This window comes from Polaromonas sp. YR568 (assembly GCF_943369675.1).
Classification (GTDB): domain Bacteria; phylum Pseudomonadota; class Gammaproteobacteria; order Burkholderiales; family Burkholderiaceae_C; genus Polaromonas.
In genome coordinates this window covers 51,252-64,325 of sequence record NZ_CALROB020000004.1, presented here as the reverse complement: position 1 = coordinate 64,325, position 13,074 = coordinate 51,252, and the positions used below count along the sequence as shown (strand labels likewise).

Here is a 13,074-nt window from a genome sequence, read left to right as displayed (position 1 = left end):
CGCCATGAATAACGTATCCCAAGCGGACAGAAGAAGCCAGGAACTGGTTTGTTTGCTGCTGGGTTTTCTGGTCTTCTTCGGTAGCCTGGTCCTATCCGGCCTCTATACACAGGCGGATCAGGCCAACTATCACAGCACTTACAGTATCTTGCCTGGCATGAGCTGGGAGGCAGGTCAGCTTGCCTATCAGTCGAGGATATCCGGCGCCGAGGGTATGCACTACCTGGTTTCCCTGATAGGTAGCACGCTCGAAATCGACAAGGACCTCCTGATGTCGGTATGCAACGGCATCCTGGCTGCTTACTCAATGAGGCTGTTTCTGACCTGGGGTGCCGATATCCGGATTGCCGCCGCCATCGTTGCCACGAACTTCTACGTTCTCGTTCTCTATTTTGCCGCCGAGCGCCTCAAGTTCGGTTTTCTGTTCCTGGTTCTGGCGCTGCTGAGCACCGGAAAGCCCGTCCGCATGTTCGTTTTTTCATTCATGTCGATCTGGTCCCATTTCTCGATGTTCCCCATATGGCTAGGGGTCTGGCTGTCCGGCTTTCTCGCGAAAGTGGAGAAAGGTGAATTGCATCGAAGTACTTGGCTTAAGTTCGCATTGCCCGCTGGGCTGATTGCGGTGGGTCTCGCATTCAAGTCCAACTACCTACTCTGGAAACTCAATACCTACATTGCTACGCGGGAGGCATTCAGCTTCACGTCGCTGGTGCCCGTCCTGATCCTGCTTGGATTTTCGTGTTTCTATGCGAAAAGGTTGATCGGACCGGTGCTGAGCTTCCTGCCGGTGATGATTGGCATCGTCATACTGGGCGGCTCGCGGCTGAACATGCTCGGCTACTTCATCTTCCTGTATTACGGACTGAGGGCGAATGCCGGGCTCAACGTTGGCGTCCTGGCAACCCTTGCCTATCTCGCCTACAAGTCGTTCGGTCTTGTCTCGAACATCATCGTTCACGGCCATGGGTTCCCCTAAAATTGAAATTTCCTGACCTAAAATCACGCTCGTTGGTGGATGTGGTGGCCCTGCTGTCGCTGGCGGTGCTGGTTGTCACCCACCTTCCCGCGGCGCTCGAAAGCTATCGCATACGCCGGCAGGTGGCCGCCCTATTGCCACTGGCGGCCGATGCACAGGCACTGGTGGGCGGCAATGCGCTCAAGGGGGCCGCATTCGACGCGGCATGGGTGCCGGTGGTGCTCAAGAACCAGGCGGCAGTCGAGATTGCCGCGCCGACGGGGATAATTACATTGACCTTTGCAGAGATCGGTGGCGGAGGGAAAAGCCTGAAGCTCATTCCCATGATTGAAGCGGGCGCGGGACTGTTGCCGCTCGCGCAGGCGGCTGAGGCGGGCGCCGTCTCGTCGCGGAAAATCATCTGGGTCTGCACATCGTCCCTTACACGTTCGCGTAACCCCTACGTCATGGCCAACAAGGGCACGCTGGAAAGCAAGTACGCACCTGATGCCTGCCGCCATCGAGCGGCCAGCGCGGACATCCTATGAAGATCGACGGCCGTCGCGTTGCCGAACCACAGCGTCCGCATATCGCAGACGATGCCTGGCTGCGCGCGCGGCCGCGGGAAGCGTGAACGCAGATGGCAAACCGCCTGATCATTCATGGCGCCAATATCCATGGCGGCGGCGGGAAAACGCTGCTGTCCGCGTTGTTGGGCGCTGCCCGGCCTCCGTTGAATGCCGTTGCACAGGTGGATCGCCGTATGGTGCTTCCGCCGGACATGGCCGCCGGCATCGAAGTCCGTAAGGTCCCGCCGACCATCGCCGGCAGGTTCTCCGCCGAGAAATGGCTTCAATCGAATGCGCGCGCGGAGGACGTCGTGCTGTGCTTCGGCAATCTGCCTCCGCTTTTCGCGCTGCGCTGCCCCGTGGTGGTATTTGTGCAGAACCGCTACCTGGTCGAAGCTGTCAGCCTGGGCCGGCTGCCATTTACCACCCGGCTCAGGCTGCAGTTGGAACGGCTGTGGTTCAAAAGCAGACTTGCCAATGCCGATCTGTATGTTGTGCAGACGGCGTCCATGAAGCGACTCCTGGAGCAGAAGACGCGCGGGCGAGTGCCTGTCGAGGTGATTCCGTTCGGTGCGGAGAAATCCCCGTCCCATGTCCCGGCCAGTCCCGGTTCCCAGCCGCCGGTGGATTTCGTCTACGTCGCTTCCGGCGAAGCGCACAAGAACCATGGGCGCCTGCTGGAGGCCTGGCGTCTCCTGGCGGAGGAAGGCCTTTTCCCGACATTGCGCCTGACGCTGGACGATGCCGCGTTCCCCATGCTGTGCCGGGAGCTGCGCGATCTATCCGTCCGGCACGGCTTGCAGATAACCAATATCGGCGCCGTGCCGCTATCTGATACAGGCAATCTCTACGCCGGCGCGCGTGCCCTGATCTACCCGTCGCTGCTGGAGTCTTTCGGGTTGCCCCTGATCGAGGCGGAACAGCGGGGCATGCCTATCGTGGCCGCCGAGCTCGATTACGTGCGTGATGTGGCCGCACCGCAACAGACCTTCGATCCTGCATCGGCAGTGTCGATCGCACGGGCGGTGAAGCGCTTCCTGGCCGTCTCAGACCCCGCTACGCCGCTACGCACGCCAGAGGCCTTCCTGCGGACCATTCTTGAAACGGCGAAGTCTTGAGAATACTGATCGTCAGCCAGTATTTCTGGCCTGAAAATTTCATCATCGGTGATTTCGTCCGCAAGCTTGCGGAACGCGGTCACGAGGTGGTGGTGGCCACGGGCAAACCCAATTACCCCGATGGCCGGGTGTTCCCGGGTTACCGTGCCGGCGGCATGGTGCGGGAGCGCTTCCTGGACAAAGTGGATGTGGTGCGTGTGCCGATCTGGCCCAGGGGGCGGGGCGGCGGCGTCAACCTGGCCCTGAACTACCTGTCTTTTGTCTTTTCCGGCTTGTTGTGTTTCCCCTGGCTGCTGCGCTCGCGTTCCTTTGATGCCATCGTGGTGTTTGCGCCTTCGCCGATCACCCAGGTAATCCCCGCGATCCTGCTGAAATGGCTGAAACGGGCGCACCTTGCCGTGTGGGTGCAGGACATGTGGCCCGAAAGCCTGGCGGCGACGGGGTTTGTCCGTAATGCCGGCTTGCTGAAGGCGGTGGGCGGGATGGTGCGCTGGATCTACGCTCGCTGCGACACGCTGCTGCTGCAATCCAGGGCTTTTCAGGCTCCCACGGCGCGTTATGCCGACCCCGAAAAACTGGTTTATTTCCCCAATTCCGTGGATCCCGACGTGCCGGCGGGGGGGCCGGACGCGTTGCCGGCGGAACTCTCCAGCCTTTTGGCACAGAAATTTTGTGTGGTGTTTGCCGGCAATATAGGCAAGGCACAGGCGGTCGAAACCGTGGTGCAGGCGGCCGTATTGCTGCGGGACGCGCCCGAAATCTGCCTGGTGCTGGTGGGCAGCGGCAGCATGCTGGATTGGGTCCAGGGCCAAAAAAACCTTTTAAAGCTGGATAATCTGGCCTTGCCCGGCCGTTTCCCGGCCGAATCCATGCCGGAGCTGTTCCGCAAGGCTTCGGCCTTGCTGGTGACGCTGAAAAGCGGGGGCGTGCTTGACCACACGGTGCCGAGCAAAATACAGGCTTATCTTGCCGCGGGGCGCCCGATTGTGGCGGCATTGCAGGGGGAGGGCGGCAAAGTGGTGGAAGAGGCCGGTGCGGGCATGGTGTGCGAGCCTGAAAATGCGCAGGCCCTGGCCGATTGCATGCGCAGCATGCACGCCCTGCCGCTTTCCGCGAGGGACGCCATGGGGCAAAAGGGGCGGGCTTGCTTCGATGCAAATTTTGATATGAATCGCCAGGTGGGACGGCTTGTGGACATACTGCAGGCGCGCCGCTCTGGCTTGAAAGGGTGATTACAGATGCGTGTACTGGTACTCGGCGCAAGCGGCATGCTGGGCAGTGCGGTTTTTCGGGAATTTGATGGACACGCGCCGCATGAAGCCTGGGGCCTTGTGCGTAACGAAGCCTTCCTGCACTATTTTTCAGCCGACCAGCAGCGCCGCATCCTGACCGGCGTGGACGTTCTGGATGACGCAGCCCTGCGTGCTGCCTTAGAGCGCGTGCGCCCGGACGTGGTCATCAATTGTGTCGGCCTGATCAAGCAGAAGGAGCACGCGGAAGATCCCCTGGTGGTCCTGCCTATCAACGCGATGCTGCCGCATCGCCTCGCATCGCTGTGCGCCTCCCGCAATGCCCGCTTGTTGCACATCAGCACGGACTGTGTATTTTCCGGCCGCAAGGGCATGTACACGGAGGCCGATACGTCCGATGCCGAGGATTTGTACGGCAAATCCAAATACATCGGTGAACTGCGTGACCTCGGGCATGCGGTGACCTTGAGAACTTCCATCGTCGGGCGCGAGCTCAACTCCAGCCGCGCGCTGGTGGACTGGTTTCTGGCCCAGCAAGGCGCGGTCCATGGTTTCAGGCGCAGCATTTTTTCAGGCATGACCGCGATCGAGCTGGCGCGGGTCATGCGCGATGTTGTATTGCCCGATGCTTTGCTGCATGGCCTCTACCATGTTTCATCCGCGCCCATCAGCAAGTTCGACCTCCTGAAGCTGGTGGCCGCGCAGTATGGGAAAACCATCGACGTGTTGCCGGACGACGCGATGGTGATAGACCGGTCGCTCGACTCATCGCGGTTCCGGCAGGCGACGGGCTACCGGGCGCCGTCGTGGGAAAACATGGTGCGCGTGATGCATGAGGCGGAAAAATGATATTGAAGGTTTGCAATGTTCAAAAATAAAGTACTTCTGATCACCGGCGGGACGGGTTCCTTCGGCAACGCCGTGCTCCAGCGCTTTCTGGATTCCGATTTTTCCGAAATCCGGATATTCAGCCGCGATGAGAAGAAGCAGGAAGACATGCGGATTGCGCTGAACAACGACAAAGTCAAGTTCTACATCGGCGACGTCCGCGAATACCAGAGCGTCAACGACGCCTTGCGCGGTGTGGACTATGTGTTCCACGCGGCGGCGCTCAAGCAGGTGCCATCCTGCGAGTTCTACCCGATGGAAGCGGTGAAAACCAATGTGCTGGGCACCGAAAACGTGCTCAACGCGGCCATTGCCAACAACTGCAAGCGCGTCGTGGTGTTGAGCACGGACAAGGCGGTCTACCCGATCAATGCCATGGGCATCTCCAAAGCCATGGCCGAAAAACTCACCGTGGCCAAGTCGCGCACCATTTCAGCGTCGGGCCCCGTGGTCTGTTCGACGCGCTACGGCAACGTGATGGCGTCCCGTGGGTCCGTGATCCCGCTGTTCATCAACCAGATCAAGGCCGGCAAGGCCCTGACCGTCACCGACCCCAACATGACGCGCTTCCTGATGTCCCTGGAGGATTCGGTCGACCTGGTGCTGCATGCGTTCGAACATGCCCAGCAGGGCGACCTGTTCGTGCAGAAGGCCCCGGCCTCGACGGTGGCCGACCTTGCGGCGGCTTTGCAGCAGCTGTTCGGCGACAGCAAGCCCGTGAAGATCATCGGCACGCGCCACGGCGAAAAGCTCTACGAGTCGCTGATTTCGCGCGAAGAAATGGCGAAGGCCGAGGACATGGGGCGGTATTACCGGATTCCCGCGGACAACCGCGACCTCAATTACGACAAGTATTTCGTCGAGGGCGAGGCGCACATCTCCGAGCTGGACGACTACACCTCGCACAACACGGAACGCCTGGACATCGACGGCGTCAAGGCCACCCTGATGAAGCTTTCGGAAGTGCGTGAGGCGCTTCATGCTTAAGGTCATGACGCTGGTGGGCACCCGGCCCGAGCTCATCAAGATGAGCCGGGTGATCGCCGAGCTGGACGCCCAGGTCGACCACGTGCTGGTGCACTCCGGCCAGAACTACGACTATGAACTGAACCAGGTCTTTTTTGACGACCTCGGCATCCGCAAGCCCGACCACTTCCTCGAAGTGGCCGGCGAGACGGCCGCCAAGACCATCGCTTCCGTCATTGAAAAAGCCGACGACGTGCTGGTCCTTGAGAAGCCGGACGCCATCCTGCTTTACGGTGACACCAATACCTGCCTGGCCGTCATTGCCGCCAAGCGCCGCAAGGTGCCGGTTTTCCACATGGAAGCCGGCAACCGCTGCTTCGACCAGCGTGTTCCGGAAGAGCTCAATCGCAAGGTGCTGGACCATTTAAGCGATATCAACATGGTCCTGACCGAGCATGCCCGCCGCTACCTGATCGCCGAAGGCATACGTCCCGAAACCATCATCAAGACCGGCTCGCACATGTGCGAGGTGCTGGCGCATTACATGCCCCAGATTGAAAAGTCGGACGTGATGGAGCGGCTGGGCCTGAAGGCACGGGAATTCTTTGTCGTCAGTGCGCACCGCGAAGAAAATGTCGATACCCCGGCAAACCTGCAAGACCTGGTGGACACGCTTAATGCGCTGGCCGCCAAATACAGGATGCCGGTCATCGTCTCCACGCATCCGCGCACCCGCAAACGGCTGGACCTGCTTGAAGGCGCGACGTTTGACCCGCTGATCCAGTTTTCCAAGGCCTTCGGATTTTTCGACTACATCAAGCTGCAGATGGGCGCGGCCTGCGTGATTTCCGACAGCGGCACGATCACCGAAGAAGCTTCCCTGCTGAACCTGCCGGCCGTCACCATACGCGACGCGCACGAGCGCCCCGAAGGCATGGACGTGGGCACGCTGGTCATGAGCGGCCTGCGCAAGGAACGCGTGCTTGAGGCGATCCAGGTCGTCATGTCGCAGCATGCGGCTGCCGGCCCCCGTATGCGGGTGGTGGACGACTACCAGACCGGGCCCGTGTCCAAGCAAGTGACGCGCGTCGTGCTCAGTTATGTGGACTACGTCAACCGGACGGTCTGGGGAAAATAAGCCGCAAGATTCCTGCACTAGCCAATACCGCGCGTGCGATTGCTCACGCCGTTGACCTCAAAAAAGCCATGCCATCCAGAAACCACCACCTGACCCTCTGGCTTATCGCCATCGCCTTGCTGTTTCCGCTGTTTTTCCAGCTCTCCGGCGGCATCTACTACAACGTGAACGCCATCACGGATTCAGGCGGCCTGGTCAGCAAACTGCCTTTGCCGATCTCGGTCATCGCCTGCCTGCTCGGGATGCTCGCGCTTGCCAGGAATTACCGGCAGGCCCTGCCGGCCGCAGTGTTCATTGGATCGTTTTCCGCATTGATGCTGGTTTCCCTGTTGTTTGCCGGGGCCGACCAGCCGATGCAACAGAGAAAGGCGCTGATCGCACTGCAATTCCTGTTGCCGACGATGGGGCTGGTTCTCGGCCAGCTGGTGTCCGATAAAGAAAACATCGTTCCGAAAGCCTTCATGTGGGTGCTGTTGCTGCTCGTCCCGGCGCAGCTCCTCGCCGGCTGGTGGCAGAAGACGCTGACCCTGACGCACAACCTGTACCTGTTCAGCATTTACCAGCACTTCCAGTTTGTGCCCGTCATTTTTGTGGCAGCGTTCTGTTTCGTCATGGTGCATTTGTGGGAGCAGCACAGAACGGCATTGCGCTTCCTGACCGTGGTCATGGGCATTTATGCCATTGCCAGCGCATCCTTCCTGGCCATCGGGCTTTACAGCGCGTTTGTCATCGCCTTTTTTGTCCGGAAGATGTGGCAACTGAAGACGGGGCGGCTGATTGGCTTCATCCTGTTTGGCACGGGTATCGTGGCTGCCGGATTGGTCATTGGGCTTTACTACGGCATCGCGAAGACGAACACCAGCATCATTGATGACAATGGGCAGTACCTGGGGAAATTCCAGACATTGGCCGACGGGAAGATGCCTGTCAACCTGGAGCAACGCCTGGGTGACTGGAAGCTTTTTTACGACGGCATCAGCGAGAGCCATCACACCATGCTGCTGGGCCATGCGGAACCGCTGCCGCGCGAAGTCAAAACCAGCGCCCACAACTGGTACCTGGATTTTGTCTACAGCTTCGGGCTGGTGCCCCTGATGCCGCTGTTGGCGCTGATGATGTTTACCGCCGTGCTGTTGTACCGTTCCCGGAAAACGCTGACCGGGCAGACCTGGTGGCTTGCGGCGCTGGTGGCGTTCATGGTGCTGATCGACAGCAATTTCAAGGTGACCTTGCGGCAGCCCTATCCGGGGATTTTTGCGTTCTTCATCTGGGGCCTGCTGCTGACGCGCCTGCGTTTGCCTGAGCCACCACAGCGTGGCGGCTGACGCCGGCCGCGGTCCCATGAGCACGCCTTCTCCAAGCCTGCGGGGCGGGATCCTGGTCAGCACGGCCGGCGTGTTTGGTTCGGCCTTTTTGTGGCTGCTCAGTTTCAAGGCAGTCGCCCTGTGGATGGGTCCGGAAGGCGTGGGGCTTTTCTCGCAAATGAGGCAGATGGCGCAGGCCGCCACGGTGGGGGCGACGTTTGGCGGCACGAATTCCGTGGTCCAGGGCCTGTCGGAGCGCCACGAGGAAGCCGCCCGCAGGCAATTCCGCGCGACGGCGGCGCGCCTTGTCGGCATGTCCGGCCTGATGGTGGTGCTGGCCATACTTGTCGCCGCGCCCGCGCTGACGCAGTTTTTCCTGTCATCCGGCGCGCCGGCGCTTGTGGCCACGGTGCGCTGGCTCGCGCTGGCGGTGCTGCTCAATGTCGCCGGAACCTATGCACTGGCGGTGCTCAACGGCTACCGCTCCTATCCTTATCTGGCCCTGGCGCAGATCGCCGGGCCCGCCGCGCTGGTGATGTTGCTGGCGGGCGCGTGGTGGTGGCGCCTGCCGGCCGATCCGTTTGTGCTGTCCCTGTCCTTTGTGGTGTGCTTCGGCATTACCTGCCTCGCGGGCCTGTTCGGGATGTCGCGTTTGCCCCGGCTTGCCGCCGCATTGCCGGCGCCGCGGCTGGCCAAGGCTGAAAGCCGGGTCTTTTTGCGGTTTGCGCTGTCCAACCTTGCGGCGGCGCTTTCCACCACCCTGGCATTGCTGTTGATCCGCTCCTGGGTGATCGAGGCGCGCGGCCTGGCCTTTGCCGGCCTGTTCGATGCGGGCTGGACATTGACCTTCAACTACACCACGCTGTTCCTGACCGCCTGCAGCGCGATTTACCTCCCGCTGCTGACCCGGGCCACCGACGCGCAAAGCCAGAAGGCCTGCATGCTCAAAACCGCCTACCTGGTGCTGGCCGGCGGTGTGCTGGTTTGTTACGGCATGGTCCTGTTGAAGGCTCCTCTGATCAAGCTGCTGTACAGCCCGGAGTTCCAGCCGTCCGGGGAAGTCCTCTCCGTTCTGGTGATCGCGGTGCTTTTCCGCAGCATCTCGTGGGTGTACGGGACCATGATTCTTGCCACCCGGAATTCCCGCGTGTTGCTGCTCTCCGACCTGGCGCTGAATCTCAGCCTGCTGGCGACCGTCAAGTTTGCGCTTGTGGGTTTTTCTTCCCTTTCGGCGCTGGCCTGGGCCTTTGTGCTGCCGAACTTTCTCTACCTGGTGTTTGTGGTGGAATATGCGGGATACAAAAACCCGTTGATGCGGCGCAGGCTGATCTGGCCTTTTTTGCTGGCGGCAGCCCTTCCGCTGGCGGCGCTGGTGTTGACGGGCGCGGGGGCTGCGCAGGACTGGTCCATTGAGCAATGGTGTTGCCTGCTGGTGGGACCGGCCGTGGCCGCCGCATCCCTGGTCGCTTACAAAAGGGTGGTGCTGTGAAAAATCTGCGTGCGGATATTGAGCGTTACCAGCGCTTCATGGGGAATACCGGGCCGGTTTCGACGCTCAGGCTGGTCGCAAGCTGCTTCAACCCGCGCATGGCGCCGGTGGTCCTGATCCGCCTGGCGGAATTTTTCCACGAGCGGCGGCTGGGCGTGCTGGCCAAACTGTTCACCATGGCGAATGTCGCCATTTTCGGTATTGAGTCCTCGCCTCTGGTGAGGATAGGCGGCGGGCTGTTTTTGCCGCACACCGTGGGCACCGTCCTGGGCGCCGAGAGGATTGGCGACAATGTCACCATCCTGCAGGGGGTGACCCTGGGCACGGCGGAGCCGGACAAGGGGTTCACGGTTTCGCTGCGGCCGGTCATCGGCAACCACGTGGTACTTGGTGCGGGCGCCAAAGTGATTGGCCGCGTGACCGTCGGCGACCACGCCAAAGTGGGCGCCAATGCTGTGGTCTTGCAGGACGTGCCTGCCCATGCGATTGCGGTCGGCGTGCCCGCCAGGATCATTCTCCGTGCAGAAGCAGACAACGCCCAGGAAAAAAATTGACACTTCTTTCTTTAAGCGCCTCGCTGGTGCTCTACAAACCGGATCTGGCAACGCTGGAACGCACGCTGCTGGCCTTGCAGGAAGCGGGCCGCGTGGCCAAGGAAGACGGCGAGCGTTTTCTGGAGTTGACGCTCGTCGACAATTCCTGCGACGCCGCCCTGCATGAGCGTCTGGGCCAGTGGCTTGAGGCACGCCGTGCCGCCATGCCCGACTGGACCGTGCACCTGCTGCGTTCGCCCGGCAATGTCGGCTACGGCAGGGGCAACAACCTTGTCATCGAGGCGGCCCGTTCGGATTACCACCTGGTGGTGAACCCGGATTTGTTCGTGGCGCCCGAGTCGTTGCGCGAAACATTCCGCTTTCTGGAGGACCACCCCGAAACCGGCCTCTTGACCCCGGCCGTGTTTGGCGAGGACGGTGAGCGGCACTACCTGTGCAAGCGCCATCCAACCCTGCTCATCATGTTCCTGCGCAGTTTTTCTCCCAAATGGCTGCAATCGTGGTTCAAGCCGACGCTTGCCGAATTCGAGATGCTGGATTGCGACTATGACAAGCCGATTTATGACGTGGAGTACCCGACGGGGTCCTGCATGTTTTTCCGGACCAGCGTCCTGCAGCGGATCAAGGGGTTCGATCCCGACTATTTTCTGCATTACGAAGATGCCGACATAGGCCGCAGGGCCTTGCAGGTGGCGCGGGTCGTCTATGTTCCCGACGTCAAGGTGGTGCACCAATGGGCGCGGGACACCCATCGCACCTGGGCTTCGAGGCTGGTCACCGTTCGCTCCGGCCTGCTTTACTGGCGCAAGTGGGGGGGCGTGTTCAGCAGCAATCCGGATGATGCGTTCAGCCGCAAGAGTGCCTCGATTGGCCGCGCGCAGGCCGCGAAGACAGGTGCACCGCGACCGATCGCCTTGACTGACCCGGGAAAGATCGTCCTGGTGACCGGCGCCAACGGTTTTATCGGAAAAGCGGTTTGTGCCGACCTGGCGTCAAGGGATTGCCATGTGCGCGGCGTCGTGCGGCACCAGCAGCGCATGGATTCACAAGGCAGATTCGAGTGCATGTCGATGGACGAAATCGACGCGAACACGGATTGGTCGGCGGCGCTGGACGGCGTGGACAGCGTCATTCACCTGGCCGCGCGCGTCCATTTGATGCGCGAAACCGCGGCAAACCCACTTGCCGAATTCCGCCGGACCAATGTGGCCCTGACCTTGAATCTCGCGCGCCAGGCAGCGGCCGCCGGGGTGCGGCGGTTTATTTTCATCAGCTCCATCAAGGTCAATGGCGAAGTGACGCCTGTGGGCCAGCCCTTCAACGCTGAAGATGTGCCGCATCCCACCGATCCTTACGGCATCTCCAAGCTTGAAGCCGAGCAGGGCTTGTTGGCGCTTGCGGCCGAGACCGGGCTGGAGGTCGTCATCATCCGCCCGGTGCTGGTTTACGGGCCGGGCGTGAAGGCCAATTTCCACTCGATGATGCATTGGCTGCTCAAAGGCTGGCCTTTGCCGCTGGGCGCCTTGCCCAATCGGCGCAGTTTTGTGGCCCTGGAAAACCTGGCGGACCTGATTGCGCTTTGTGTGCAGCATCCCGCCGCCGCCAACCAGATTTTCCTGGCCAGCGACGGCGAAGACCTGTCGATCTCCGGGCTGTTGCGCCGCACCGGCGCGGCATTGGGTAAGCCGGCCAGGCTGCTTCCGGTGCCGGTCATGGTGCTCAGGGGCGGGGCGCGGCTGGTGGGGCAGGAGGCCGTCATGCAGCGGCTGTGTGATTCATTGCAGGTGGACATCTCGAAGACCCGGCGTGTGCTGGGTTGGCAGCCCCCGGTGGACGTGGACGATGCGCTGAGAGAAACCGCCGAGCACTTCCGGCGTAGCGGCGCATGAGCAACAGCGCTTCCCAGGCCGTTTTTTTGACGGGGCGGACCAGCACCATCGGGTCCTTGCTGCTTCCCTTGCTGTTGCAGCGAGGCCTTCATGTGCAGGCATTGGGACGCCAGGCCCTGGCCGAAGAGGACCGTGTGCCGGGCCTGGCATGGTATTCGACGGACCTGGCGCAAGCTTCGCAGGAATTGCCCGAAATCGAAGCCGGCACCCTCATCCACACCGCAAGCCTCTGGCTGCTGCCGAGCTGGCTCGCGAAGTTCCACGCACGCGGCGTGCGGCGCGTCATCGCGTTCAGCTCGACCAGCCGGTTTACCAAGCTGGCATCGGCCAGCCCGTATGAGCTGGGCGTGGTCAACAAACTCATCGCGGCCGAAGACCACCTGGCGGCCGAGTGCGAGCGTTTGGGCATGGCCTGGACGATTTTCCGGCCCACGCTGATTTACGGCGGCGCTGGCGGGGATCGCAATGTCGCCGACATCGCGCGGCTGGTGCGCCGCTTCGGCTTTTTCCCGCGCTTCGGCCAGGCCAGCGGCCGGCGGCAGCCGGTGCATGCGCGCGACCTGGCCCTGGCCTGCGTGCAAAGCCTGGATGCGCCCGCGAGCTACAACAAGGCTTACAACCTGAGCGGCGGCGAAACCCTGGCCTATGTCGACATGGTGCGGCGCATCTTTGAAACCCTGGGCCGCAAGCCGGTGTTCATCCCCGTCCCGATCTGGGCTTTCCGCATCGCCGTGCGGCTGGCGCGCCTGCACCCGCGCTTTGCGCACCTGACGGCCGACATGGCCCTGCGCATGCAGGCCGACCTGGTGTTCGACCACCAGGACGCGGCGCGCGACTTCGGCTACCGGCCCGGCCGCTTCGACCCGTCCTACCTGCTGACGCTGCGCTGACCTGCCGGGGCCTGTCATCCGGAAATCCCCGGCGATGCTGCACAATTGCGCCATCTTCCCTTTT

Annotated in this window: 12 protein-coding genes; all 12 read left to right on the top strand. The window is 61.6% G+C overall.

From position 1 onward, the window contains the following. Positions 1-4: 4 nt before the first annotated feature. The 12 genes from ACLV8F_RS03025 (at position 5) to ACLV8F_RS02970 (ending at position 13,010) form a co-directional block, all read left to right on the top strand. Positions 5-976, top strand: a complete 972-nt coding sequence (locus ACLV8F_RS03025; RefSeq protein ID WP_411882764.1) for a hypothetical protein — start codon at positions 5-7, stop codon at positions 974-976. A 2-nt stretch (positions 977-978) separates the two neighbouring features. After that, the gene (locus ACLV8F_RS03020; protein WP_411882763.1) at positions 979-1,503 is read left to right on the top strand and encodes a hypothetical protein; all 525 of its coding nucleotides are present in this window, start codon (positions 979-981) and stop codon (positions 1,501-1,503) included. Positions 1,504-1,595: 92 nt separating this feature from the next. Beyond that, positions 1,596-2,642 (top strand): glycosyltransferase, encoded by a 1,047-nt coding sequence (locus ACLV8F_RS03015; RefSeq protein ID WP_411882762.1) that lies wholly within the window; start codon positions 1,596-1,598, stop codon positions 2,640-2,642. Beyond that, complete coding sequence (locus ACLV8F_RS03010) at positions 2,639-3,874, top strand: glycosyltransferase family 4 protein (protein WP_411882761.1); 1,236 nt, start codon at positions 2,639-2,641, stop codon at positions 3,872-3,874. Before ACLV8F_RS03015 ends, ACLV8F_RS03010 begins: the two co-directional genes overlap by 4 nt. 6 nt (positions 3,875-3,880) lie before the next feature. Further along, complete coding sequence (locus tag ACLV8F_RS03005) at positions 3,881-4,741, top strand: dTDP-4-dehydrorhamnose reductase family protein (protein ID WP_411882760.1); 861 nt, start codon at positions 3,881-3,883, stop codon at positions 4,739-4,741. 15 nt (positions 4,742-4,756) lie between these two features. Then, on the top strand, positions 4,757-5,767 hold the full coding sequence (locus tag ACLV8F_RS03000; protein WP_411882759.1) for a polysaccharide biosynthesis protein: 1,011 nt from the start codon (positions 4,757-4,759) through the stop codon (positions 5,765-5,767). Continuing rightward, complete coding sequence (gene wecB / locus ACLV8F_RS02995) at positions 5,760-6,884, top strand: non-hydrolyzing UDP-N-acetylglucosamine 2-epimerase (protein ID WP_411882758.1); 1,125 nt, start codon at positions 5,760-5,762, stop codon at positions 6,882-6,884. The genes ACLV8F_RS03000 and wecB overlap by 8 nt, the downstream gene beginning before the upstream one ends. 116 nt (positions 6,885-7,000) lie before the next feature. Continuing rightward, the gene (locus ACLV8F_RS02990; protein ID WP_411882757.1) at positions 7,001-8,209 is read left to right on the top strand and encodes a hypothetical protein; all 1,209 of its coding nucleotides are present in this window, start codon (positions 7,001-7,003) and stop codon (positions 8,207-8,209) included. A gap of 16 nt (positions 8,210-8,225) precedes the next feature. Further along, positions 8,226-9,677 (top strand): hypothetical protein, encoded by a 1,452-nt coding sequence (locus ACLV8F_RS02985; RefSeq protein WP_411882756.1) that lies wholly within the window; start codon positions 8,226-8,228, stop codon positions 9,675-9,677. Further along, a complete protein-coding gene (locus ACLV8F_RS02980; RefSeq protein WP_411882755.1) occupies positions 9,674-10,231 on the top strand; it encodes a serine O-acetyltransferase in 558 nt (185 codons plus the stop codon). Before ACLV8F_RS02985 ends, ACLV8F_RS02980 begins: the two co-directional genes overlap by 4 nt. Before the next feature lie 26 nt (positions 10,232-10,257). Beyond that, a complete protein-coding gene (locus tag ACLV8F_RS02975; RefSeq protein WP_411882866.1) occupies positions 10,258-12,120 on the top strand; it encodes an NAD-dependent epimerase/dehydratase family protein in 1,863 nt (620 codons plus the stop codon). Continuing rightward, a complete protein-coding gene (locus tag ACLV8F_RS02970) occupies positions 12,117-13,010 on the top strand; it encodes an NAD-dependent epimerase/dehydratase family protein (RefSeq protein ID WP_411882754.1) in 894 nt (297 codons plus the stop codon). The genes ACLV8F_RS02975 and ACLV8F_RS02970 overlap by 4 nt, the downstream gene beginning before the upstream one ends. Positions 13,011-13,074: the final 64 nt, after the last annotated feature.

Bases quoted from the DNA above. Each gene is read 5' to 3' on its own strand.
- ACLV8F_RS02970 (WP_411882754.1), top strand. From the start codon at position 12,117: ATGAGCAACAGCGCTTCCCAGGCCGTTTTTTTGACGGGGCGGACCAGC.
- ACLV8F_RS03015 (WP_411882762.1), top strand. From the start codon at position 1,596: ATGGCAAACCGCCTGATCATTCATGGCGCCAATATCCATGGCGGCGGC.
- ACLV8F_RS03025 (WP_411882764.1), top strand. From the start codon at position 5: ATGAATAACGTATCCCAAGCGGACAGAAGAAGCCAGGAACTGGTTTGT.
- ACLV8F_RS02985 (WP_411882756.1), top strand. From the start codon at position 8,226: ATGAGCACGCCTTCTCCAAGCCTGCGGGGCGGGATCCTGGTCAGCACG.
- ACLV8F_RS03005 (WP_411882760.1), top strand. From the start codon at position 3,881: ATGCGTGTACTGGTACTCGGCGCAAGCGGCATGCTGGGCAGTGCGGTT.
- wecB (WP_411882758.1), top strand. From the start codon at position 5,760: ATGCTTAAGGTCATGACGCTGGTGGGCACCCGGCCCGAGCTCATCAAG.
- ACLV8F_RS03000 (WP_411882759.1), top strand. From the start codon at position 4,757: ATGTTCAAAAATAAAGTACTTCTGATCACCGGCGGGACGGGTTCCTTC.